Here is a 22418-nt window from a genome sequence, read left to right as displayed (position 1 = left end):
GCTAGATCAAGGCTTTCTCATCCACGCACGTTCAAGACGTTGAATCCTTGCGATTCGTCCCCGTGGCTGCAATTGCGTTGCCAATCACGTCCGTGAGAGTCTGTTTTCACAACGTCGCCGGGAACGAATTCACATAAGCGTTGTCTCTTTCCGGTGGCCAAGTCTTCGGGTCGCCGCCAATGCGAGATTCGGTGTGCCGCGGTGCGAGCTTCACGCCAAGAACAATGAAATCAGGGACACAAACATGAGCGACGCTACTCCATGGCAGACAATGCTGAGCCGGCCGGTTGCCGGCGATCACATTGTCCAGTTTTATCGCCATGACGATCAGTTGACGGAGACGGTCAGTTATTTCATCGCCGAAGGATTGCGCATGGGGAAAGCGGTCGTTGTCGTGGCGTCTTCGGCGCGTTGGGCGTTCCTGGTAGGGCGGCTGGTGATGCATAAGGGTTTCGATCTGGTCGACGTGGTCCTGCGCGGCCAGCTTCGCATCGTTGATGCCGACGTCTCGCTGATGGCCGTGATGGCCAACGGCATGCCGCAATGGTTTCGTTTTCGCGATCATGGTGTCGATGTCATTCAACGTGCGTGCAAGCACTTCAATGCTGTGCGCATCTATGGCGAAATGAGCGACATGCTCTGGCAGAAGGGCAACGGCGAGGCGGCGAACCGGATCGCAGAATACTGGAACGAACTCGCCGTGCTCTGCAAATTCTCCCTGCTGCGGGCCTACAAGGTGGACGATTTCGACACCGACCATTACCACCTGGCGCTCGATGCCGCGCGCCGCACATGCACACAGCTCCTTCCGCGGCTGGATGGCCGTCCGCATCCGGAAATAACACCGGATGCGAGCCAGAATGCCGCTGCGGCCTAGCAGGCTGTTGAAAAACTACTGCGCGGGCCGATCCTGGGGCCTGCTCGCTACGTTTTTCAACAGCCTGCTAGATCGTCAGATCGCGATTTTCCGCAATCAGCGTTCGACCCGCACACCGGCCGGGCCTGCCAGCATGTCGCCGATCACAGCCGCATGACCGAAGCCCTCGCGCTGAAAAAGGGCGAGCACGTCCGGTACGACACTCTCCTCGCATGACACCAGCAAACCACCCGAGGTCTGCGGGTCGGTCAGCAGCGCCTTCTGCGTCGCGGTGATCTCGTCCGCCAGTCTGACATCCTGCCCGTAACCGGCCCAATTGCGCGCGGAAGCGCCGGTCACATAGCCTTGTCCGGCGAGTTCGTGCACCTCGGGCAGCAAGGGAATCTGCGACATGTTCAGGCGTGCGCTCAGCTTCGCGCCACGTGCCAGCTCCAGCAGATGACCCAGCAGCCCGAAGCCGGTGACGTCGGTCAGTGCGTGAACGCCGCGCATCTCGGACAAGGCTTTGCCAGGCTTGTTGAGCTTGGTGGTGTTGTCAATCATGGCGCGATAGCCGGCGGCATCCAGCGCATTCTTCTTCAGCGCGGCGGAAAGGATGCCGACGCCGAGCGGCTTGCCGAGAATGAGCTTGTCGCCGGCCTTCGCGTCGGCGTTGCGCTTGACCTTCGACGGATGCACCAGACCCATCACCACCAGACCGTAGATCGGTTCCACCGAATCGATGGTGTGCCCGCCCGCGATCGGGATACCCGCCTCGGCGCAAATCGATTCGCCGCCCTGGATGATCTTGCCGATGACATCGATCGGCAGCTGATTGATCGGCATCCCGACCAGGGCCAGCGCCATGATGGGCGTGCCTCCCATCGCGTACACATCGGAAATCGCGTTCGTCGCGGCGATTCGGCCGAAATCGTAGGGATCGTCCACGATAGGCATGAAGAAGTCGGTGGTGGCGATCAGCGCCTGCTCTTCATTGAGCTTGTACACGGCCGCGTCGTCGGACGTTTCGATGCCGACCATCAGTTCCTTCGGCACCGGAAACCCGCTCGATTTCCGGAGAATGTCGGCCAGCACGCCGGGTGCGATCTTGCAGCCGCAGCCGCCGCCGTGCGAGAAGGAGGTGAGTTTGATTTCAGGGGCAGTTTGGATGGTCATGGCGCTTGGTTCCGAGGTGGCGGTCTGGTTTCTTGTGAAGGGTGAAATTATCCCCCATCTGTAGGCGCACGGCACGGATAGAATTCGGCCGCTTGTCACGGCGCTTGCACAAAGGCCGGCTCTGAGCAGGCAAAATAACACATTGTCCACGGAAGGCACGGAAGACACGGAAAAGATGCAACACCAGTTCTTTCCGTGATTTCCGTGGACAGCGCAGTGGCTTCATGCAATCGCCTTGAGCCGCTTGTATGAAACCTGCCGAAAAGCGGCTTCTTGGCCGTAAAATGTCGCCATGTACGATTTCAACTCTTATGACCTGATCATCGATGCCCGCTGCCCGCGCGAGTACGAGGAAGATCACATCCCCGGCGCCATCAACCTGCCTGTCGTGGACAACGATGAATACGCCGAAGTGGGTACGCTGCACCGGACCGATGCATTGGCAGCCTATCAACTCGGCGCATGCTATTCCTTGCGCAATATTGCGCGCCACATCGAGACGCATATCTCGAAACTCCCCCCGCGAAGCAAGATCCTGGTGTACTGCTTCCGTGGCGGCAAGCGCAGCCGGGTGTGGTTCGACGTGCTCGACACCATCGGCTACCGCGTCGAAAAGCTCAAGGGCGGCTGGAAATCCTACAGGCACTGGGTCAATGAGCAACTGGCAGCGATTCCCGCCGATTACCGTTACATCGTGGTCACCGGATCGACAGGCAGCGGCAAGACGCGTCTGCTGACCGCGCTGGAAAAAGAGGGCGCCCAGGTGCTCGACCTGGAGGGCATTGCGATCCATCGCGGTTCCATCATCGGCGCCGTGCCGGGGAAGAGCCAGCCCAGCCAGAAGATGTTCGACAGTTTGCTGTTGCGCCGGTTTTCGGAGTTCGATCCGTCGCGACCGGTATGGGTCGAGTCCGAGAGCAAGAAGATCGGGCAGGTGCAGGTGCCGCAGGCCTTGCTCGACGCCATGCGCAAGGGCATGACGGTGACGGTGAGCGCGCCGATGTCGCAACGCGTGCAGCTCTTGCTGGAGGATTACCGCCACTTCGAGCAGGATCCGGAAGCCTTGATCGAACGGCTTGTTCACCTGCGTCCGCTGGTTGGCGGACCGGAATTCGATGAATGGAAAGCGCTGGCGGAACGCCGCCAGGTGCCGGAGTTGTTCGAACGCCTGATGCGCAATCACTACGACCCGAGCTACCAGCGCTCGATCAAGCGCAACTACCCGGAAATCGACAAATCGCCGACGCTGATGCTCGACGACTTGTCCGAAGCAGGCTTGCTGCCGGTGGCGCGCGAGATGCGCTCAAGGTTCGAGGAAGCACTCGCCGCATCGGCAGCCTGAAAGGGCGCGGCGCGCCCACAATGCTTATTTCTTGTTTGCGACCACGACGCGGTTGACGAACATGACGCTGTCAAAGGTGCGGTTCAGCAGCTTGCTGCGGAAATTCGTCATCACCGCGCCATCTTCAAAACGGATCACCGTATCCTTCTTCAGCTGGGTCGCCGGCGCGGCAAGCCAGATGGTTTTCTTGTCCTGCGCAACTTCGATGTAGGTATATTCCTTGGCGTCGAGCGTGCTGACCACCTTGCCGGTCTGCGTCAGTTCCGGCAAGCCTTGCGCATCGGCCGCGGACGGCGCGGGATGGCCGGCGGGCAGGGGAGCAGCGTTGACGGCGGCGGAAGCGAATAGAGCGGTCAGTGCGAACAGGGCATTAGCGAGTTTCATTTTGATGTTTTTCCCGAGTCAATGAAAATGGACGCGCACGTCCGTGCGTGGAGTGATCCACGTCAAGCTTATCCTGAAGCATCTTTCGCGCCAGCCAGATCAAATCGGCCGTGTACCTGACTGTCTGTCGCGCGGGAGGCGGGAATAGCCCTGCTTCGACACTGATTTCTCCCGAAATCGGGGAGTCGAATCTCGTTTTCGGGAATAAAGGCGAATGCGATTGACTTGGAATACGTGGAGAAGTCACACCGAAACCAATACATCACCTTGGGATTCGGACAAAACGTGTTTGGTAACACTACCGAGCAGAAACTCCTCTAACAGGCTTTCTCCGTGCTTGCCCATGACGATCAAATCACAATCCCACTCCTGTTCTTGCTCGATGATGTGCAAGGGCGGATCGCCGTGCATTACCACCTGATTGACGCAATAGGAATCCAGTTCGGCTTCGTTGCAGAGGTCATTGAGCTTTTGAGTCGCCTCCTGTCTGGCAGCGATCCGATAGTCATTGATGATGTCTTCGTCTACGCTGGCATAGCGCATATACCCCTCGAAAGGCACATCAAAGACATGCAGCAACACGATGCCGGCACATGGTGCGATGCTGCGGGCGTGTCGGATGGCCGGTAGCGACGAGGGCGAGAAATCGACCGGCACCAGCAGCCTCCGGTAGGGCTCGCGAGGCGGCTGTTTTACCACCAGCACAGGGCATTTCGCCTTGCTCAACATGCGCGCGGCAGTGGTTCCCAGCGTGTAGTGGCGAACGATACTTTCCCCCTTGGCTCCACAAACCAGCAGATCCGCCGCCAGGCTGTCGGCTTTTTTGGTCAGTTCGGCCAGCAGCGAGCCGGCGACCACATGGGTATCGGCCGTGACGCCAAAGCGTTGCTGGAGTGTAGCGGCGAGGTCGCGGAGCTTTTGCGATGCGGTATCCAGGAGCCGCCGTTCCATGTCGGCCGGCGTTGCACCCATAAGTTGTCGCAGACGCTCCAGAGGCGCGAGGTTGGCGACGTGCAGCAGATCAAGCGTGCTCCTCATTTCCTTGCTGACCAGGGCCGCGCGTTCGACAGCATGGCGGGCCGGGGCGGACAAGTCTGTTGCCGCCAGAATGCGAGTTGATTGATTCACGATATTCACCTCAAGGTTGACGATATCGACCACAGGGATGTCAGGCAGTAGTTAAAGTTTTATGTGCCCATCCTAATACTTCAATGAGGATCTTTGCTATCGGCTCGCTCAAGCTGTGCACCGGCGCAAACGGTCTGATCGAGGACGAAGCTCGTTCGCGACTGGATCAATACGGCCCGAATCGATTGGCTCCGCCAAAGCGGCGTGGCCCGCTGTTGCCCTTCTTGACGCAGTTCAACAATATCCTGCTTTACGTGATTTACGTGATGATTGGGGCCGCCGTGATCACAGCCTTGCTCGGGCATTGGATCGATGCGGGCGTCCTGATAATGGCGGTGGTGGTCAACACCATCATTGCCTTCATTCAGGAAGGCAATGCCGAGTCGGCGCTCGACGCCATTCGCGCCATGCTCTCGCCGCACGCCAACGTGGTTCGCAACGGCCGGCGCCAGGAGATCGATGCCGCCGATCTGGTACCCGGCGACGTGGTGGTGTTGGCCTCGGGCGATCGAGTTGGGCAAGATCAACCAGATGCTGTCGGGCATCCGCAACCTGACCACGCCTCTGCAGCGTCAGGTGGATCGTTTCGGCCGCGTACTGGACTTGGCCATCCTGAGTGTGTCCGCGGCAACCTTTGTGCTTGGCACGCTGTGGCGGAATTACAGCCCATCGGAAATGTTCATGATGGCGGTGGCCCTGGCCGCCTCGGCCGTTCCCGAAGGTCTGCCTGCGGTGGAAGCGCTGGGATCGGTGACGGTCATCTGCTCGGGCAAGACCGTCACGCTGACGCGCAACGAAATGACGGTGCAGCGTGTGTCTGGCGATGGCAGTTCGCGCTGGCGTGCTGTGCAACGACGCCCGTCTGGGCGAGAACACCTGAGTGCACGATGCGACCGTGCGCTGGACCGGAGCGCCCAGTTAGCCAATGAGTGGCATGCCGAACAGGTGGTGTTGCACGTGCTCGAACCCGCGGCCTCTCCCGATCAGGCGCTGGCTTGGGCGAGCGGGGCGAACGACGAACAAATCTTGCATGTGTAGCACGACAACAGCTCGCCCAGGACCTCACGACGGCAAATTTGCCACGGCGCTACGTCTCGTGCGCAGCGAGGATACGACTGCCACCATGCGGAAAACGGCGGACAGCACGCAGTCCGGACTCGCCGTCACCGGGATGTCCGATAACGAAACCCCGGGACGGTTCTTGCCGGGTTCGACGCTTGAGAACCTGGTCCGGCTCAGCATACACAGGGCGGTGGTCGGCCCCATTTGTGCGACCGCGCCAGGCAAGGCAATGCACTTCACCGCCAGCAAATCGTCAAGTGAAAAATGCAGACCGACGCCGAGGCTTTTGTCCGAAGGGTTCAGGAAGGACTTGTTCAGGCCGCCTTGCGCCGTGGTTCGGTCAATTCGGCCAGCAGGGCGAACACTTCATCCTTGGACAACACATAACGCTCCAGCAAGGTGCCTGCCAGTACGCCAATCAGGTCCTTGTACCCCTTCATCGCTTCCAGCGTGCGGTTGTACAGTTCGTCTGCCTTGGCTTCCACCTGGCGCATGGCTTCCTCCGCCGCGCCTTCGCGCTTGAGCTGGCTGTAGTCGAGCTTGGAATGCGAATACATGGACAGGCGGTTGACCATGGTGTCCAGCAGCGAAGTGACTTTCTGGATGTCGTTGTGGCTGCCGGTCGAAATGCCGCGCGCGCCGTAGAACAGCTCCTCGGCCGCGACACCGCCGTAGAGCTGGATCACGTCCTGCTCCAGTTCTTCCAGCGTGCGCAGCGAGACGTCGTGCTGGGCCGACAGCACGTAGCCGAGCGCGCCGATCTTGGACACCGATTCGGTGCTGATCTTCAACAGATTCGACTTCGCCTTCACCTCGTCCCAGCTCATACCCTGGCGCACGTACGGATCGATCTGCATGAAGAAATGGCCCAGCTCGTGCAGCGCGACACGCTCGCGTTCCTTGTTCTTCTCCGCCGTGGTGGCGCGGTCGGTCAGGCCGATCGAGGCGCGCTCGAAGGCACGGAACAGTACGTCGGTCGTGATCAATATTTTCTCCTGGATGGCGATCATGCTGGCGCGATCGACCACGGTTTCCAGCAAGGCCGGGCTCAGGTTCGCGGTGATCTCGGCGACATAGTCCAGGTTCAGGTTGCCCCAGTCGACGCATTCCACATCCTTGCGCGACAGAAAGACGTTGATCAGCTCACGGCGCTCGGCCTTGTTCGGCAGGCGGAAGTTGATCTTCACCGCGAAGCGGCGCAGCATGGCTTCGTCCATTTGCATGCTGGCATCATCGAAATTGGATGCCACGACCCAGATCACGCCTGCGCCCTGGTCGCTCTTGATGCCGTCGAGCAGGCCGAGCAGGGTGTTGGCGGTATCGTCGTCCCACTTCTTGTCGCCGCGTCCGCGCGGCATGAACAGGCTCTGCGCTTCGTCGAGGAAGATGATGCAGCGGCCTTGTGCGCAGGCCTTCTTGTAGATCGCGTTGAGCGCCTTGGCGCCGCCGCCGACAAAGCCGGATTCGAGGCCGGAGCCGGACGCCTGGATCAGCGGAATATCGAGCTTCTTCGCGAGATAACCCGCGAGCTTGGTCTTGCCGGTGCCGGCCGGGCCGGTCAGCATGACGTTGAAGGGCTTGTCGATATTATGCGAGCGGTACAGGTCGCGGTTGGCGATCATTTCTTCCAGATGCGCAACCTCGGCCTTGATGTCTTCCATGCCGACCAGGTCGTCCATGCTGCCCTTGAGGTTCTCCGGCTTGACCACGGATGCGCTGGAGCCGCCCATGCCGGGCAGATGCTTGCGCAGGCCGACGAACATGGCCACCAGCAGCAGAAGGCCGATGGCATTGCGTGCGAGGAAGCCGCCGATTTCCACGGCTGCGCTGGAGTCGGCCTCCGGATCGTGCAGGACTTCCTTGTGCGCGTTGAGATATTCTTCCTGAGCAATGGCGTACGGAATCGCATTCTTCAGCAGCACTTCGCGCTCGAGATTGGCGTGGGAAGTGCTGGGCACCTTCACCACGTGAATCTGCGGCGCGTCCTTGTACTTGAAGACATAGCGCGGGAAGTTCGACAGCGGATTCGCCAGCAGCAGGTATTCCAGCCGGTTCTTGTTCGCGGCCAGTTTGGTGATTTCGGAAATGTCCTGCGACTGCACGACCGGATTGGCCTCCGGCAGCACCATCGGTTTATAGGCAACCGCTACCGCGACAAGCGCTACCAGAATGATAAGGGCGAGCCGGACGTAGAGGTTTTTGGTGGATTCAAAGACTTTTGAAAAACTTGGCATTGTCTGTCCTGGTACATTGAAAGGATCTGCATGGGTGATAGCTCACAGAGCCTGCCACGCATACGTTTCGATCGAGCATTTATACGACAGAGCGCATGCGCAATGGTTGCCTCAATCAAAGATTAAATTCCCGGATTTGGCGAAAATTTTCGATTTGCGGCCCGGATTCTGGATGTTTCTTGGCATTTTTACTTCGCTGTTGGCAGAGTGTCTTGCCGCAATGGACAGCGTTGGAAGAGGGGGCGGGTGGACGCGGGTCGGATGTGGGGGCACGGAACAGGCTGCTTCTTTTTTGCTACACTTGCGCTCCCGTATTTCTTGCCTGGCTCAACCGACAACATGCGCAACAAACCATCCCGCACGCTCACGTTCAAATGCAAAAAATGTTCAAAACCGGTGACGGTATTTCTGCAGAAGGTGTCCGCGTGTTCGCACATTCAGCCCTATCAAGGCATCTGCAGCTGCGGTGAAGTGATGCGCCATGCCACAGGGCAAAAAGACGCGGTGGAATCCTACCTGTCTTCAGAGGACGGCAGCTGGTCGCATCATCATTGATCGCCCGCTCTATTCGCCGGCCGCCGCGCCACTGGCGGCATGTGGAGTATCCGAATAGTAGGCATAGCAGTTGCGTCCACGCATCTTGGCAAGATACATCGCCCGGTCTGCCTGCTTGAGCAGGTCTTCCAGGGTGTCGGCATCGGCTGGATAAATCGTGATGCCGATGCTTGCCGAGATCTGTCCTTGCCCGCTCCCGAGATTGAACGGCGCGTTGAGTTCCTGAATGATATGGTGGGCAATGCGTTCAATGGTCGCCGCATTGCCGAAGTCCGGGATGACAATGGTGAATTCGTCGCCGCCCAGGCGCGCAAGCGTGTCGGTCTCGCGCACCCAGCGCCGTATGCGCTGCGACGCTTCGGTCAGCAGGATGTCGCCCTTGTCGTGACCGAGCGTATCGTTGATTTCCTTGAAATGGTCGAGGTCGATGAACAATAGCGCCAGCGGCAATCCGGTGCGGTTGGCCTTCTTGATTTCCTGCTCCAGCCGGTCACGGAACAGACGCCGGTTGGGCAAGTCGGTCAACTGGTCGAAATTCGCCTGGCGCCAGATCAGTTCGTCCATGCGCTTTTTTTCCGTAATGTCGGAGAACTGCGCAACGTAGCGATAGATCTTTCCATCCTCGCTGCGAATGACGCTGACGTTGACCCATTTGGCCATCAACTGGCCGTCCTTGCGGCGATCCCATATTTCACCCTGCCAGCTTCCCCGCCCGTGGATGGCATTCCAGAACTGCTGATAGAACTCCGTGCTGTGCATGCCCGATTGCATCAGCCTGGGGTTGCGCCCCTTGATTTCCGCCAACTCGTAGCCGGTAATGCGGGTGAATGCAGGATTGACATCGACGATGCGGTTCAGTTCGTCGGTGACCATGATGCCTTCGCTGCTGGACTGATAGATCAGCGACGCAAGTTTCATCGATTCTTCGACGCGCCGGTGCTCGGTGATGTTCTCGACGATCGACCAGATGCAGGGTTGGCCGCCGGTGCCTTGCACCTGGACGCCGTTCAGGCGAACCGGGACCCGGCTTCCATCCCTTCGGATGTATTCCTTTTCATAGGGGCCGTAACAGCCTGTTTCGGCAAGCAACTTCAATTGCAGGGCTTCCTGCTCGCCGTATTCCCGGGGCGTGAGCGCCCAATAGTCGAGCGCTCGCAGTTCATCGCGCGGATAGTCACAAATGCGCTGGAACGCGTCGTTGAATTCAATGAAGCGACCTTGCATGTCGTTCAGGGCAATGCCGACCGGCGCCAGTTCGAAGAGGCTGCGCAATTTCTCGTCGCTGGCGCGGAGACGCTCCGAGGCCTGCTTGCATTCCGTGATATCGACCGTAATGCCGACCAGATAGAGGGGCTTGCCATCGCTATCGTAGATCGGCCTTTTCACGGTATGGCCGATGCGGTTTTCCTTGCGCTTTTCGTTCCAGAAATTTTCTTCAAAGTCGATTTGCCGCCCGCCGGCGAAGACTTCGCGATCCTTCTCCAGGAACCACTGCATCTGTTCGGCAGGAAAGAACTGACTGGCATCTGTCCCATAGACATCGTCGAATGCCAATCCCCATTGCTCCTCGCACGCCTGGTTCATGAGGATGATCTTGCTATGGCTGTCCTTGACGAAGAATGCGGCAGGAATCGCATTCACGACATCCCTGATTTTCTGACTAAGGAACCGGCGTTCGGAGAAGAGCGTCTGCGACAGCATATGGTGGGACGATGGATGATTGAGCGGGCCTTGCGCGAGCGCGAAGGCGTCAAGAATAACGGAATCGCCCTTGTTTTCCTAGCATTCGCACGTCGCAATCGGGTGCCGACAAGATGAAAGATCTTAATGCTCGTTGCGGTAGGACAAACGCTGACGTCATGAATGGGCTAAAGCTGACCGCAGCCGGGGCACTAGGGAAGCTGACCATAACGCACGCTGCGCAATGCCTTGCGATCCGCGAGGGCTTTGTTGAGCATCGCCTCCGAATCCGCCACATCACGCGCCAGCGATTTTCTGCGCGCGGCGTAGGCTGCATCCGGTTCACCGGGCAAGCGGGCGTCGCCGGCCTGTTGCCGCTTCCTTGCGTCCTCCAGCAGCATCTCGGCCTTGATGACATCCGAGTTCGCTTGCTCGATCGTTTTCGTCTTGCCGGGAACGGGAATGGACGGCACCTTGTTGACCGGCGTGCGTTCCGATTGCTGTGGGGCAACCGGTTTCGATCCGGCTTCGGTCGACCATAAATTCCCCTTGATCGGCGGCTCGACGGTAATGGTGTGATCGACCTTCGCACCCTGGAGGGTCTTGTCCGAATACACGATGCGGCCATCCGAGGTGATTTGGCGGTAGACGGTGGTCGGTCCGTTCGTCTCCGGCAGCGGCTGCGGCTGCGGAAGTTCCGCCGCAAACAGCGTTGCCGCAGAAAGGCAGGCAAGGCATCCTGCGGCCTTGAAAAGGAAAACCTGATTCATTGGCGACTCCTTTGGCGTCATCATTCCAATCGGCTCAAGCTGCTTGAATGATGGCACAAACCGCTGATGTTCAGGAGCCTTGGCGCTTGCTTTTGCTTAAACGCGGAAAAAGTCGAGACTGTAGCCGCCCCGCGCGGGAGCGGCATTTCAGCTCGAACTTGCAGGACGGGTCAGATCGTTTCCGGCTCGGTCTTGATCGCTCCGCAGGGGCATTCCGAGACGCAGATGCCGCATCCCTTGCAGTAGTCGTAATTGAACTGGAAACGATTGCCGGGGCCGAGCTTGATTACCGCGTTGTCGGGGCAGACGCCATAGCAGTTGTCGCACTCGAAACAGTTGCCGCAGGACAGGCAGCGTCGTGCCTCGAACAGGGCGTTGTGCTCGTCCAGACCGCCCATCACTTCGTCGAAGGTCGATTGACGACGGATGATATCGAGCACCGGCTGCACCGTCTTCGGCGCATCGGCGTAATACCAGGTATTGAGCTTGTCGAAGGTCGCCTGTTCATGCTTGGGGGGCGTTTCCAGCGTCGTGCCGCGCAGCCATGCATCGATGTTGCGTGCGGCTTTCTTGCCATGGCCGATGGCCACCGTCACGGTGCGTTCCGAGGGCACCATGTCGCCGCCCGCGAACACGCCGGGATGCGCCGTCATCATCGTGCGATCGACTTGCACCATGCCGTCCTGAATGACGAGGCCGGGCACGTTGTCGAGCAGGGACAGGTCGACATCCTGGCCGAGCGCCAGCACCAGCGAGTCGGCTTCGATGGCTTCCATCTCGCCGGTCGGCTGCGGAAAACCGTTTTCGTCCAGCACCATCTTCTCCACCGTGAAGCTGGTTTCGCCCGCTTCCTTGATGGTGGAAAGCCACTTCATCATCACTCCTTCCTGCAAGGCTTCTTCCACTTCGAAGTCATGTGCCGGCATCTTGTCGCGCGTGCGGCGATAAACCACGATCGACTCCTCTGCCCCAAGCCGGCGCGCCGTGCGCGCGACGTCGATGGCGGTATTGCCGCCGCCGTACACCACGACGCGGCGGCCGAGCAGGGGCTTTTCTTCGCCTTCCATGCTGTGCAGGACCGAGACGGCGTCGAGGATCTTGTTGGCGTCGCCGGCGGGGATGTAGGCGCGCTTGGCGAGGTGCGCGCCGACCGCGAGGAACACGGCATCGAATCCGCCTTCCATCATCGATTTCTGCACGTCGTCGACCTTGTGATTGAGCTTGATGGTTACGCCCATGTCTTCGATGCGCTTGACTTCGGCATCGAGCACATCGCGCGGCAAGCGGTATTGCGGAATGCCGAAGCGCATCATGCCGCCGGTCAAGGGGCCGGCTTCGTAAATGGTGACGGCATGGCCGAGCAGGCGCAGATGATAGGCTGCCGACAGGCCGGAGGGTCCGGCGCCGATGACCAGTACATGCTTGCCGCTATCCGGCGCCATCTCGACCTTCCAGCCGCGCCGCAAGGCCTCATCGCCGAGGAAGCGCTCGACCACGTGGATATTCACGGTGTCATCGAGCTTGCCGCGATTGCAGGAGGATTCGCAGGGGTGGTAGCAGACGCGTCCCATGATGGACGGCATCGGATTGTTCTTCACCAGCTCGCGCCACGCTTTTTCATAATCTCCCGACTCGGCATGGAACAGCCAGCCCTGGATGTTTTCTCCTGCCGGGCAGGCGTTGTTGCAGGGCGGCAGGCGATCGACATACACGGGGCGGGTGGTGCGCCAGGAACCGGTGTGATTCGCCAGCGACGAACCGACGTCGAGGGTGATTGCAAACGGTTTGTCCATCTCAGCGGTCCTCCAGCAAGTCAAATTTCCTGATGTTCCTGTCCGCGATTTCCTGAATGCGGGCGATCGTTTCCACGGCCGGCTGCTTGCCGAACAGATGCGCGAAACGTTTCTGCAGTTTCAGGTAATCCTCGACGGGCACCCGGTGGCGGATCTTGTGCGAGTGTGTCACCTCGCCGTGTTCGGCTTCGAACAGCGGGAAGATGCCGGTTTCCACCGCCAGCCGCGCGAGGCGAATGGTATCTTGCGACGGTGCTCCCCAGCCGAGCGGGCAAGGCACCAGGATGTGGATGTAGCGCGCGCCGCGCACTGACATTGCTTTGCGCACCTTGGCTTCCAGGTCGCGCAGGTAGGCGACCGATGCGGTGGCGACGTAGGGGATGCCGTGCGCCATGGCAATCAGCGGCACGTTCTTGCCCTGGCCGAAGGGCGCGCCGGGTTCCTCGCCGACCGGCATCGTGGTTGCGGTGCGCGCGGCCGGCGGCGTGGCCGATGAACGCTGCACGCCAGTGTTCATGTAGGCCTGATTGTCGTAGCAGATGTAAAGCACATCATCGTTGCGTTCGAACATGCCGGACAGGCAGCCGAAGCCGATGTCGGTGGTGCCGCCGTCGCCGCCCTGCGCGATCACGCGCACCTCGCGCCGGCCCTTGACCTTCATCGCGGCCGCCACGCCGGTGGCAACGGCTGCGGCATTGCCGAACAGCGAGTGAATCCAGGGAATCTGCCACGAGGTTTCAGGATAGGGCGTGGAGAACACTTCCAGGCAGCCGGTCGCGTTCACTGCGATCACCTGGTTGTTGGCTGCACGCATTGCCGCATCGATAGCGTAACGTGCGCCAAGCGCCTCGCCGCAGCCCTGGCAGGCGCGATGGCCGGAATTGAGCGAGTTGGTGCGCGTCATGTTGGCCTGCACCGAACGCTGGTTCTGGTCGAGCAGGCGATTGCCGACGGTGAAGGTGCCGGTCTGGTAGAACTTGATGGGTTGCTTGTCCATGGTGGGCTCCTATCGCAAGGTCGCGCCGACGGTGCCGATCTGGCGCAACACGTTTTCCGCGGTCGGACCGGAACGGCGCTGTTGCGCCTCGCGTTCCAGTTCGCGGTCGACGACTTCCTGGTTCAGGTCGAGGAAAGTCAGCGCTTCGAGCTCGTCTTTCAATGCCTTGTCAAACAGGTTGCGCAGGCTGGACTTGGTGATCGCGCGGCCGCCAAGGCCCGCGACGACCGTGTAGGCGTGCAGAGAAATGCCGGACAGCGCCATGCGCAGGTTGTGCGACACGATGCCGCCGATGCCGACCGCAAGCGATTTCTCGAGAACCACCATGCGCTTCGCATGCGACAGCACATCGTGCAATTCCTCGCTGGGGAAGGGGCGGAAGGAGCAGATCGATACCGCGCCGATCGAATTGCCTTGCTCGCGCATTTCGTCGATCACGTCCTTGATGGTGCCCATCACCGAGCCGAGCGCGACCACGATGGTCTTGGCATCTTCGCAACGGTAGGTCTTGATCAGGCCGCCGGATTCGCGGCCGAACACCTGCTTGAATTCCTCCGACAATGCCGGAATCAGCTCCAGCGCCCGCATCTGCCGTTGATGCGCGAGATAACGCACTTCCATGAAGGCATCCGGGCCGACCATGGCGCCGATCGACACCGGGTCGCGCGGATCGAGCACTTGTTGAGGCTCAAAGCGCGGCAGATAGGCATCGACCTGTTCCTGCGTCGGCACGTCGACGCGCTCGTACGCGTGGGTAAGGATGAAGCCGTCGACGCAGACCATCACCGGCATGGACAACTCTTCGGCAAGACGGAAAGCCTGGATATGCAGGTCGACCGCTTCCTGATTGGTTTCCGCGAAGATCTGGATCCAGCCGGCGTCGCGCATCGACATCGAATCCGTATGGTCGTTCCAGATGTTGATCGGCGCGCCGATCGCGCGGTTACCGATGGTCATGACGATCGGCAAGCCGAGGCCGGCGGCGTTGTACACGGCTTCAGCCATGAACAGCAGTCCCTGGCTGGCGGTCGCGGTATAGGTGCGTACGCCGGCGGCGGAGGCGCCGATCGCGCCGGATAGCGCGGCAAATTCCGACTCGACGTTGATAAATTCGCAATTCTTGAGTTCGCCCGATTTCACCATCTCGCCCAGGCCCTCGACGATGTGGGTTTGCGGTGTGATCGGATAGGCGCAAATGACTTCCGGACGACATAGCGCGATGGCTTCCGCCATGGCATGAGAGCCTTCGGTTTGCTTAAGCATGGTTGGCCTCCATTTCTGCCTGTACGTAGCGATAGGCTTCACGCGCGGCGGCGATATTGCCCTCGGCAATCTTGCCCGGAAACTTGTCGCGGATCGCGGCGCAGACCGAGTCGATTTGCACTCGGCCGCTGATGGCGGCGAAGCCTCCCAGCAATGCGACATTGGGCAAGGGTCGTCCGACATGCTTCAAGGCCAGTTCGGTGGCGGGCACCGTACACAGGTGTTCGGCGCGATAGCCTTTGACGAACTCGCCGATGCCGAGTTCGTCGAAGCTGCGAGTGGAATTGATGAGGATGTAGCCGTCGGGGGAGACGCCGGAAAAGAGATCGACCTGGTGCAGCAGGGTCGGGTCCTGGATGATCAGGGCGTCGGGACGCATGACCGGTTCGCGCAGGCGGATTTCCTTGTCGTCGATGCGGCAGAATGCCATCACCGGCGCGCCCATGCGTTCTGAACCAAAACTGGGAAAGGCTTGCGCGTGTTTTCCTTCTAGGAAGGCGGCAACCGAAAGCATTTCGGCGGCAGACACCACACCCTGGCCGCCTCGGCCATGGATTCGGACCTGAAATAGCATGTGCGCTCCTGATGACTGTTGATAATCGTCACGTGCTTCGCTCCCGTTTCCTTTGTGGGGAAGCGGGAGCACTGCTGGAAATGCCTAGCGGAGCGATGCGTTGATCGTCTCCAGTGCTGCCGATCCCGGACACAAGGCACGCTCATCGAGCGTGTTCAAGGGCACGTCGACCGTGTTCATGTGCACATGCAAATCGCATGCCTTCGGATCGACAAACAGCAGACCGGTCACGATCTCGCCCATCGCGTGATGCTTTTGCAAATGGTTCATCGCGGCCACGCGGTCGCTGGCGTCGTAGTCCTCGTGCAGCTTGCGCAGGCGCAGGACCGAGCCGTCGTGCTGCGTGACTTCCTGCATGGTGCCCGGCGCATAATCCGCCGTGATCTCTTTCCCGGGAGTGAAAAAGTCGATGCGGTTGACCGCTTCATTGTGCTCGCGCACATAGTCGTAACTCTTGGTCGAACCGGCGTGATTATTGAAGGTCACGCAGGGCGAGATGACGTCGATGAAAGCCGCGCCCTGATGCGCCAGTGCACCTTCGATCAGCGGAATCAGTTGCGCCTTGTCGCCGGAGAAGCTGCGTGCGACATAGGTCGCGCCGAGCTGCAGCGCCAGCGCCACCAGGTCCACCGGCGAATCGGTGTTGACCACGCCTTTCTTGGATTTGGAACCGAAGTCTGCCGTTGCCGAGAACTGGCCCTTGGTCAGACCGTACACGCCGTTGTTCATGACGATGTAGGTCATGTTCACGCCGCGCCGCATGCTGTGCGCGAACTGGCCGATGCCGATCGAGGCCGAGTCGCCGTCGCCCGATACGCCGAGGTAGATCAGGTCGCGATTGGCGAGCGCGGCGCCGGTCAGCACCGACGGCATGCGTCCATGCACCGTGTTGAATCCGTGCGAACCACCGAGGAAGTAGGTCGGCGCCTTGGACGAGCAGCCGATGCCGGACAGCTTGGCCACCTTGTGCGGCTCGATGTTCAGGTTGAAGCAGGCCTGCACGATCGCGGCCGAGATCGAATCGTGTCCGCAGCCTGCGCACAGGGTCGATACCGAGCCTTCATAGTCGCGACGGGTGTAGCCGATCTTGTTGGTCTGCAGCGACGGATGGTGCAGCTTGGGTTTTGCGATATAAGTCATTGCGCCACCTCCTTCAGCGGGCTGAACAACGCCAGGCGCGATGCGATGGCCTTGGTGATGAAACGTGCGGTGATCGGCGTGCCGTCATAGTGCAATACCGGGATCAGTTGCGCGGGATCGAGCCCGCATTCCATGCTCAGCATGCTGCGCAGCTGCGCATCGCGGTTCTGTTCGACCACGAACACATGGTCGTGCGCCTCGATGAAGTCGACCACGCTGGAATGGAAGGGGAAGCCGCGCACGCGCAGCGCGTCCACATACATGCCCTGTTGTTCCAGTTCGTCGAGCGCTTCATGCATGGCGGGGCTGGTTGAGCCGAAGTAGATCACGCCGAACTTGGTCGGTTTTGCAGCCAGCCGTCCGATCGGTTTCGGCACCAGCTCCTTGGCGGTTTCGAACTTCTTCGCCAGGCGCTCCATGTTGTCGACGTAGACCGGACCTTCCTCGCTGTAGCGCGCATAACGGTCCTTGGTGGTGCCGCGCGTGAAGAAGGCGCCCTTGGTCGGATGCGTGCCGGGGTAGGTGCGATACGGGATGCCGTCGCCATCGACGTCGAGATAGCGGCCGAAATCGCGGCCCGACTCGAGGTCGTCGAAGTTCATCACCTTGCCGCGATCCATGCGCTTCTCGTCGTCCCACTCGAAGGGATCGCACAGGCGCGTGTTCATGCCGATGTCGAGATCGAGCATCACGAACACCGGCGTCTGCAAGCGGTCGGCAAGATCCAGTGCGGCGGCGGAGAAGTCGAAGCTTTCCTTCGGATCCTGCGGGAACAGCAGCACGTGCTTGGTGTCGCCGTTGGAGGCATAGGCGCAGGAGAACAGGTCGGATTGCTGCGTGCGCGAAGGCATGCCGGTCGACGGGCCGCCGCGCTGCACATTGATCAAGGTGGCAGGCACTTCCGCGAAGTAGGCGAGGCCGAGGAATTCGGTCATCAGCGAGATGCCCGGGCCGGACGTCGCGGTGAACGCGCGCGCGCCGTTCCAGTTGGCGCCGATCACCATGCCGATCGATGCCAGTTCGTCTTCCGCCTGGATGATGGCGTAATTGTGCTTGCCGGTTTCAGGATCGATGCGCAGCTTCTTGCAGTACTTGTCGAACATTTCCGGAATCGACGAGGACGGCGTGATCGGGTACCAGGCGCAGACATTGGCGCCGCCCCACACGCAGCCGAGCGCCGCCGCCTGATTGCCGTCGATGAAGATGCGGTTGCCGACCTTGTCGGCGCGCTTCACCTTCAGTCCGACGTTGGCGCAGTCGAGATTGGCCAGCGCGTAATCGCGGCCCATGTGCAAGGCCTTGACGTTCGACGCAAGCAGCTTTTCCTTGCCCTTGTACTGTTCGCTGAACAATTGTTCGATGACTTTCGGATCGATGTCGAACAGCGCGGCGAGGGCGCCGACATAGATGATGTTTTTGAACAGCTGGCGCTCGCGCGCGTCGCTGTAGGTATCGTTGACGATCTGCGTGAGCGGCATGCCGATCACGGTCAGGTCTTCGCGGAATTTCGACGAAGGGATGGAACGCGTGCTGTCATAGAACAGGTAGCCGCCCGGATCCACTTCCTTCACGTCCGCATCCCAGGTCTGCGGGTTCATCGCGACCATCATGTCGCATCCGCCGCGGCGTCCGAGATAGGTGTCTTCGGACACGCGCACTTCGTACCACGTTGGCATGCCCTGGATGTTCGACGGGAAGATATTGCGCGGGCTGACGGGTACGCCCATGCGCAGGATGGATCGTGCAAAAAGTTCGTTGGCCGAGGCCGAGCCCGAGCCGTTGACGTTGGCGAACTTGACCACGAAATCATTGTTCGCCTGGATTTTCTGGATCATTACGCAGGCTCCTTGGTGGGTACGGCTTTGGGGATGTGGCGATCGCGGCAACCCGGGCCGGCATGGGTCATTGTCAGCATGAATTTCTGCATGTCCCAGGCACCGGTCGGACAGCGTTCCGCGCACAGGCTGCAGTGCAGGCACAGGTCTTCATCCTTGACCATCACACGGCCGGTCTTGAGCGGCGCGGACACAAACAGGTTCTGCTGGGGATGGAGCGACGGCGCCTTCAGGCGGCTGCGCAGATCGGCTTCCTCGCCGTTCTCCGTGAGCGTCAGCGCATCCATCGGGCAGATGTCGAGGCAGGCGTCGCACTCGATGCAGCGGCTGGCCGTGAAGGCGGTCTGCACGTCGCAGTTGAGGCAGCGCTGTGCTTCCTTCGTCGCCAGTTGCGGCGAGAAGCCGCGCTCCACTTCGATCTTGATGCTCTTCAACGCAACCTTGAAGTCCGACAGCGGCACCGGATGGCGATGGTCGAGCGAGACCACGTTGTCGTAGCTCCACTCGTGAATCCCCATCTTCTGGCTGATCAGGTTGACCTTCGGCAGCGGACGCTGCGCCACGTCTTCGCGATGGCAGAAGCGATCGATCGAGACCGCCGCGTCATGGCCGTGCGCGACGGCCGTGATGATGTTCTTCGGGCCGAATGCCGCGTCGCCGCCGAAGAAGACCTGCGGCAGCGTCGATTGCATGGTCTTGGCATCGACGACCGGCATGTCCCACTTGTCGAACTGCAAACCGATGTCGCGCTCGATCCAGGGGAAGGCGTTTTCCTGGCCGACGGCGACGAGGACATCATCGCACTCCACGAACTGATCGGGCTCGCCGGTCGGAATGAGGTTGCGCCGGCCTTTCTCGTCATACACCGCCTTGACCTTCTCGAACCACATGCCGGTCAGCTTGCCGTCTTCATGGGTGAAGGACTTCGGCACCATGTAATTGAAGATCTCGATGCCCTCATGCTGCGCATCTTCCTTTTCCCATGCGCTGGCTTTCATTTCGTCGAAGCCGGAGCGCACGATGACTTTGACTTTTTCGCCGCCCATGCGCAGCGCGGAGCGGCAGCAATCCATCGCGGTATTACCGCCGCCGAGCACGATGACGCGCTCGCCGATGCGGTCGATGTGGCCGAAAGACACGCTGGCCAGCCAGTCGATGCCGAGATGGATATGCGCCGCCGCTTCCTTGCGGCCGGGCACGTCGAGATCACGACCGCGCGGCGCGCCGCTGCCGACGAAGATCGCGTCGTAGCCCTGGCTCATCAAGTCCTGCAGGCTGTCGATGCGTTCGCCGGCACGGAATTCGACACCCATGTCGAGGATGTAGCCGGTTTCTTCATCCAGCACTTCGTCGGGCAAGCGGAATTTCGGAATCTGGCTGCGCATGAAACCGCCGGCTTTCTTCTCGCCGTCGAACACGGTCACCTGGTAGCCGAGCGGAGCAAGATCGCGCGCAACGGTCAGCGATGCCGGCCCTGCGCCCACGCAGGCGATGCGTTTGCCGTTCTTCGGATTGGGCTTGGGCATGCGGCCGCGCACATCGCTCTTGTAGTCGGCCGCCACGCGCTTGAGGCGGCAGATCGCGACCGGATCCTTCTTCGCATCGGTCTCGACGCGGGAGCGGCGACATGCGGTTTCGCACGGACGATCGCAGACGCGACCGAGCACGCCGGGGAACACATTGGCCTCCCAGTTCAGCATGTAGGCATCGCTGTAGCGGCCCGATGCAACCATGCGAATGTATTCAGGTACGGGAGTATGGGCGGGGCAGGACCATTGGCAGTTGACTACCTGGTGGAAGTAGTCGGGATGGCCGGTATCAGTTGGCTTCAATGCGAATCTCCTATGAGCGCACCCTCGTTGCCACGCACTGTCAATGACTTTTGGTCACGAGGCGGTGTGCTTTCGATAAGCGCACGGCGACCGCGATGTCTCGCAGCCGGTCAGATGCGCGGGTCTCGCTGGGGTAGTATTAATTGCTAACCAGCAAGCAGAGTGTAGGGATCCGTCCGGTTTATTTGATTGATTTGAATCAAAATGCTCCGAGATGCTTTGAGTTATGCCGGACGGCAACCAAAGCTGTTCGGTTTTCGTTGACTTGAGTCAATTGAACTTGAAGACGCGACAACTAATCTGGTACCGGACGCTCTGGATGCGCTGCAACAAGCGATCTCCGGAGCAATACATCGCTGCATGTCGGCGCGCGGCCTGCGGCATGACAAGCATCGCGCGCACGGAGGTGGATTCATGGGTCGCACAGCAATCGTCACCGGTGGAACGCGTGGCTTGGGCAAGGCGATATCGCTCGCGCTGCGCGACAAGGGCTACCGGGTTGTGGCCGTCTGCTGCAACAACGTCGGCGCGGCATTGGAACTGTGCGAGGAGACATCGATTCCCGTCTTCAAATGGGATGTCGGGGATTACGATGCCTGCCGCAGCGGCATCGAACACATCGAGAAGGAATTCGGCCACGTCGACATCCTCGTCAATAACGCCGGCATCACCAGCGACGCCGTGCTGCATCACATGACACCCGACCAATGGTGGCGCGTCATCAACAACGACCTCGGCGCGGTGTTCAACATGTGCCGCCACGTCATCGAAGGCATGCGCGAACGCGAGTTCGGACGCATCGTCAACATCAGTTCCGTCAACGGGCAGAAGGGCCAGTTCGGCCAGACCAACTATGCCGCCGCCAAGGCAGGCATTCTCGGTTTCACAAAGGCGCTTGCGCTGGAAGGCGCTCGCAAGAACATCACGGTCAACGCGATTGCACCTGGCTACAGCGACACCGACATGGTAGCTGCCATGCCGCAGGATGTGCTGCAGTCGATCGTGGCGGAGATCCCGGTGGGGCATCTGGGCGTGCCGGCGGATGTGGGGCGCATGGTGGCGTTTCTGGTGGATGACAACGCGGGCTTCATCACCGGGGCGACGTTTGCGGTGAATGGCGGGCAGTACATGAGTTGATCTGGAAGTCGAAGCAATTCGTCGCCCTCCTGACAACCGGATTCCCGGGTTAAAAATAAAATCTTACCGATTGTCATTCATGCCTGCGGCAAACTGTAAATAATTGTTAGAAAGTCGGCCGAATATTGATGCAGGCCGTTAAATATCCTGTGTCAACCAGTCGCCTCAGGATCATTCATGAATATTCAAACCAAGTCTGATATCGATTTGACAGTCCAGTCTTTCGCCTACGTGGTCAGGCAACTGGCGCAAGCGCAGGAAGAGCGCACGCCCGTCACCGACACGCTCCATGAAAAAATTCTCGGCGAGGCGGAAAAGCACCGCAGCGCTCTGCGTCTGCTGCAACGCGATGTGCTCGAGATGACGGAGCAGGCGCTGCGCATGCAGACCATGACAACAGCGGAATCCCGGCAGTTGTGCGAGACCGCGGCGCGAATGATTGCGCAAGCGCAGGAGGCGATTACCGCGATCGCCGGACAGTATGCGCCACGCAGGCTGGCAGCCTGAATCCCACCGCTTTAGTACTACTGCGTCATTAGCTGGGAAAGCGGGCGCTGACATGGTTTTCAGGAGGTTGCATAAAGTCATTGCTTTACCTCAGTTCAAAGCGGTGGGGGATTTTTCATTAAGCGGCGGCGTCTCATTGCTTGTTGATGCGCG

At 60.2% G+C, this 22418-nt stretch carries 19 protein-coding genes and 1 pseudogene; 7 read left to right on the top strand and 13 right to left on the bottom strand.

Features of this window, described 5'->3' with window-relative positions:
* Nucleotides 1-244 precede the first annotated feature (244 nt).
* A complete protein-coding gene (locus VJ651_RS11270) occupies nucleotides 245-877 on the top strand; it encodes an MEDS domain-containing protein (protein WP_324107549.1) in 633 nt (210 codons plus the stop codon).
* 96 nt (nucleotides 878-973) lie between these two features.
* Here the strand turns inward: VJ651_RS11270 and selD are convergent, their stop codons facing one another.
* Nucleotides 974-2032, bottom strand: coding sequence for a selenide, water dikinase SelD (selD, locus tag VJ651_RS11265; protein ID WP_324107548.1), 1059 nt, complete (start codon nucleotides 2030-2032; stop codon nucleotides 974-976).
* A gap of 292 nt (nucleotides 2033-2324) precedes the next feature.
* Between selD and mnmH the strand changes: the two genes are divergently transcribed.
* Complete coding sequence (gene mnmH / locus VJ651_RS11260; protein ID WP_324107547.1) at nucleotides 2325-3374, top strand: tRNA 2-selenouridine(34) synthase MnmH; 1050 nt, start codon at nucleotides 2325-2327, stop codon at nucleotides 3372-3374.
* A 24-nt stretch (nucleotides 3375-3398) separates the two neighbouring features.
* Here the strand turns inward: mnmH and VJ651_RS11255 are convergent, their stop codons facing one another.
* Together VJ651_RS11255 and VJ651_RS11250 are read right to left on the bottom strand one after the other, a co-directional pair.
* Entirely contained in the window at nucleotides 3399-3758 is a 360-nt protein-coding gene (locus tag VJ651_RS11255; RefSeq protein ID WP_324107546.1) for a hypothetical protein, read from the bottom strand.
* 243 nt (nucleotides 3759-4001) lie between these two features.
* Entirely contained in the window at nucleotides 4002-4919 is a 918-nt protein-coding gene (locus tag VJ651_RS11250; protein ID WP_324107545.1) for a universal stress protein, read from the bottom strand.
* A 50-nt stretch (nucleotides 4920-4969) separates the two neighbouring features.
* Between VJ651_RS11250 and VJ651_RS23565 the strand changes: the two are divergent.
* Both VJ651_RS23565 and VJ651_RS11240 read left to right on the top strand, forming a co-directional pair.
* Nucleotides 4970-5356, top strand: a pseudogene (locus tag VJ651_RS23565) (cation-transporting P-type ATPase); the annotation flags it as partial.
* Between the two features lie 43 nt (nucleotides 5357-5399).
* On the top strand, nucleotides 5400-5924 hold the full coding sequence (locus VJ651_RS11240; RefSeq protein ID WP_324107544.1) for a hypothetical protein: 525 nt from the start codon (nucleotides 5400-5402) through the stop codon (nucleotides 5922-5924).
* Nucleotides 5925-6262: 338 nt separating this feature from the next.
* Here VJ651_RS11240 and VJ651_RS11235 read toward each other — a convergent pair whose 3' ends face one another.
* Nucleotides 6263-8182 carry an AAA family ATPase gene (locus tag VJ651_RS11235; RefSeq protein ID WP_324107543.1) on the bottom strand — a complete coding sequence of 640 codons (1920 nt, stop codon included), beginning with the start codon at nucleotides 8180-8182 and terminating at the stop codon, nucleotides 6263-6265.
* 339 nt (nucleotides 8183-8521) lie between these two features.
* On the opposite strand from VJ651_RS11235, the gene VJ651_RS11230 reads away from it, so the two are divergent.
* On the top strand, nucleotides 8522-8737 hold the full coding sequence (locus tag VJ651_RS11230; RefSeq protein WP_324107542.1) for a hypothetical protein: 216 nt from the start codon (nucleotides 8522-8524) through the stop codon (nucleotides 8735-8737).
* A 9-nt stretch (nucleotides 8738-8746) separates the two neighbouring features.
* On the opposite strand, the gene VJ651_RS11225 is transcribed toward VJ651_RS11230, so the two are convergent.
* The 9 genes from VJ651_RS11225 to VJ651_RS11185 all read right to left on the bottom strand — a co-directional run bounded on the left by VJ651_RS11225 (nucleotide 8747) and on the right by VJ651_RS11185 (nucleotide 20621).
* Complete coding sequence (locus tag VJ651_RS11225) at nucleotides 8747-10438, bottom strand: PAS domain S-box protein (protein WP_324107541.1); 1692 nt, start codon at nucleotides 10436-10438, stop codon at nucleotides 8747-8749.
* A gap of 191 nt (nucleotides 10439-10629) precedes the next feature.
* Nucleotides 10630-11187 (bottom strand): hypothetical protein, encoded by a 558-nt coding sequence (locus VJ651_RS11220; protein WP_324107540.1) that lies wholly within the window; start codon nucleotides 11185-11187, stop codon nucleotides 10630-10632.
* A gap of 170 nt (nucleotides 11188-11357) precedes the next feature.
* On the bottom strand, nucleotides 11358-12980 hold the full coding sequence (locus VJ651_RS11215; protein ID WP_324107539.1) for an NAD(P)-binding protein: 1623 nt from the start codon (nucleotides 12978-12980) through the stop codon (nucleotides 11358-11360).
* A 1-nt stretch (nucleotide 12981) separates the two neighbouring features.
* Nucleotides 12982-13977 (bottom strand): thiamine pyrophosphate-dependent enzyme, encoded by a 996-nt coding sequence (locus tag VJ651_RS11210; protein WP_324107538.1) that lies wholly within the window; start codon nucleotides 13975-13977, stop codon nucleotides 12982-12984.
* Nucleotides 13978-13986: 9 nt separating this feature from the next.
* Nucleotides 13987-15240, bottom strand: coding sequence for a pyruvate ferredoxin oxidoreductase (gene porA / locus VJ651_RS11205; protein ID WP_324107537.1), 1254 nt, complete (start codon nucleotides 15238-15240; stop codon nucleotides 13987-13989).
* The gene (locus tag VJ651_RS11200) at nucleotides 15233-15814 is read right to left on the bottom strand and encodes a 2-oxoacid:acceptor oxidoreductase family protein (protein WP_324107536.1); all 582 of its coding nucleotides are present in this window, start codon (nucleotides 15812-15814) and stop codon (nucleotides 15233-15235) included. Before VJ651_RS11200 ends, porA begins: the two co-directional genes overlap by 8 nt.
* Before the next feature lie 84 nt (nucleotides 15815-15898).
* Nucleotides 15899-16954: a 2-oxoacid:ferredoxin oxidoreductase subunit beta gene (locus VJ651_RS11195; protein ID WP_324107535.1), complete on the bottom strand. Its 1056-nt coding sequence runs from the start codon at nucleotides 16952-16954 to the stop codon at nucleotides 15899-15901.
* A complete protein-coding gene (locus tag VJ651_RS11190) occupies nucleotides 16951-18789 on the bottom strand; it encodes a 2-oxoacid:acceptor oxidoreductase subunit alpha (RefSeq protein ID WP_324107534.1) in 1839 nt (612 codons plus the stop codon). The genes VJ651_RS11195 and VJ651_RS11190 overlap by 4 nt, the downstream gene beginning before the upstream one ends.
* Nucleotides 18789-20621, bottom strand: a complete 1833-nt coding sequence (locus VJ651_RS11185; RefSeq protein ID WP_324107533.1) for an FAD-dependent oxidoreductase — start codon at nucleotides 20619-20621, stop codon at nucleotides 18789-18791. Before VJ651_RS11185 ends, VJ651_RS11190 begins: the two co-directional genes overlap by 1 nt.
* Nucleotides 20622-21035: 414 nt before the next feature.
* Between VJ651_RS11185 and phbB the strand changes: the two genes are divergently transcribed.
* Both phbB and VJ651_RS11175 read left to right on the top strand, forming a co-directional pair.
* Nucleotides 21036-21758, top strand: coding sequence for an acetoacetyl-CoA reductase (phbB, locus tag VJ651_RS11180; RefSeq protein ID WP_324107532.1), 723 nt, complete (start codon nucleotides 21036-21038; stop codon nucleotides 21756-21758).
* 177 nt (nucleotides 21759-21935) lie between these two features.
* The gene (locus VJ651_RS11175; RefSeq protein WP_324107531.1) at nucleotides 21936-22265 is read left to right on the top strand and encodes a hypothetical protein; all 330 of its coding nucleotides are present in this window, start codon (nucleotides 21936-21938) and stop codon (nucleotides 22263-22265) included.
* Nucleotides 22266-22418 lie beyond the last annotated feature (153 nt).

Source organism: Noviherbaspirillum sp. (assembly GCF_035254865.1).
GTDB lineage: Bacteria > Pseudomonadota > Gammaproteobacteria > Burkholderiales > Burkholderiaceae_D > Noviherbaspirillum.
Note: the sequence above shows the minus strand (reverse complement) of the source record. Positions and strands in the feature narration are given on the sequence as shown.

Coding starts and splice junctions, on each gene's coding strand:
- VJ651_RS11270 (WP_324107549.1), top strand. CDS start 245: ATGAGCGACGCTACTCCATGGCAGACAATGCTGAGCCGGCCGGTTGCC.
- selD (WP_324107548.1), bottom strand. CDS start 2,032: ATGACCATCCAAACTGCCCCTGAAATCAAACTCACCTCCTTCTCGCAC.
- mnmH (WP_324107547.1), top strand. CDS start 2,325: ATGTACGATTTCAACTCTTATGACCTGATCATCGATGCCCGCTGCCCG.
- VJ651_RS11255 (WP_324107546.1), bottom strand. CDS start 3,758: ATGAAACTCGCTAATGCCCTGTTCGCACTGACCGCTCTATTCGCTTCC.
- VJ651_RS11235 (WP_324107543.1), bottom strand. CDS start 8,182: ATGCCAAGTTTTTCAAAAGTCTTTGAATCCACCAAAAACCTCTACGTC.
- VJ651_RS11230 (WP_324107542.1), top strand. CDS start 8,522: ATGCGCAACAAACCATCCCGCACGCTCACGTTCAAATGCAAAAAATGT.
- VJ651_RS11225 (WP_324107541.1), bottom strand. CDS start 10,438: ATGCTGTCGCAGACGCTCTTCTCCGAACGCCGGTTCCTTAGTCAGAAA.
- VJ651_RS11220 (WP_324107540.1), bottom strand. CDS start 11,187: ATGAATCAGGTTTTCCTTTTCAAGGCCGCAGGATGCCTTGCCTGCCTT.
- VJ651_RS11215 (WP_324107539.1), bottom strand. CDS start 12,980: ATGGACAAACCGTTTGCAATCACCCTCGACGTCGGTTCGTCGCTGGCG.
- VJ651_RS11210 (WP_324107538.1), bottom strand. CDS start 13,977: ATGGACAAGCAACCCATCAAGTTCTACCAGACCGGCACCTTCACCGTC.
- porA (WP_324107537.1), bottom strand. CDS start 15,240: ATGCTTAAGCAAACCGAAGGCTCTCATGCCATGGCGGAAGCCATCGCG.
- VJ651_RS11200 (WP_324107536.1), bottom strand. CDS start 15,814: ATGCTATTTCAGGTCCGAATCCATGGCCGAGGCGGCCAGGGTGTGGTG.
- VJ651_RS11195 (WP_324107535.1), bottom strand. CDS start 16,954: ATGACTTATATCGCAAAACCCAAGCTGCACCATCCGTCGCTGCAGACC.
- VJ651_RS11190 (WP_324107534.1), bottom strand. CDS start 18,789: ATGATCCAGAAAATCCAGGCGAACAATGATTTCGTGGTCAAGTTCGCC.
- phbB (WP_324107532.1), top strand. CDS start 21,036: ATGGGTCGCACAGCAATCGTCACCGGTGGAACGCGTGGCTTGGGCAAG.
- VJ651_RS11175 (WP_324107531.1), top strand. CDS start 21,936: ATGAATATTCAAACCAAGTCTGATATCGATTTGACAGTCCAGTCTTTC.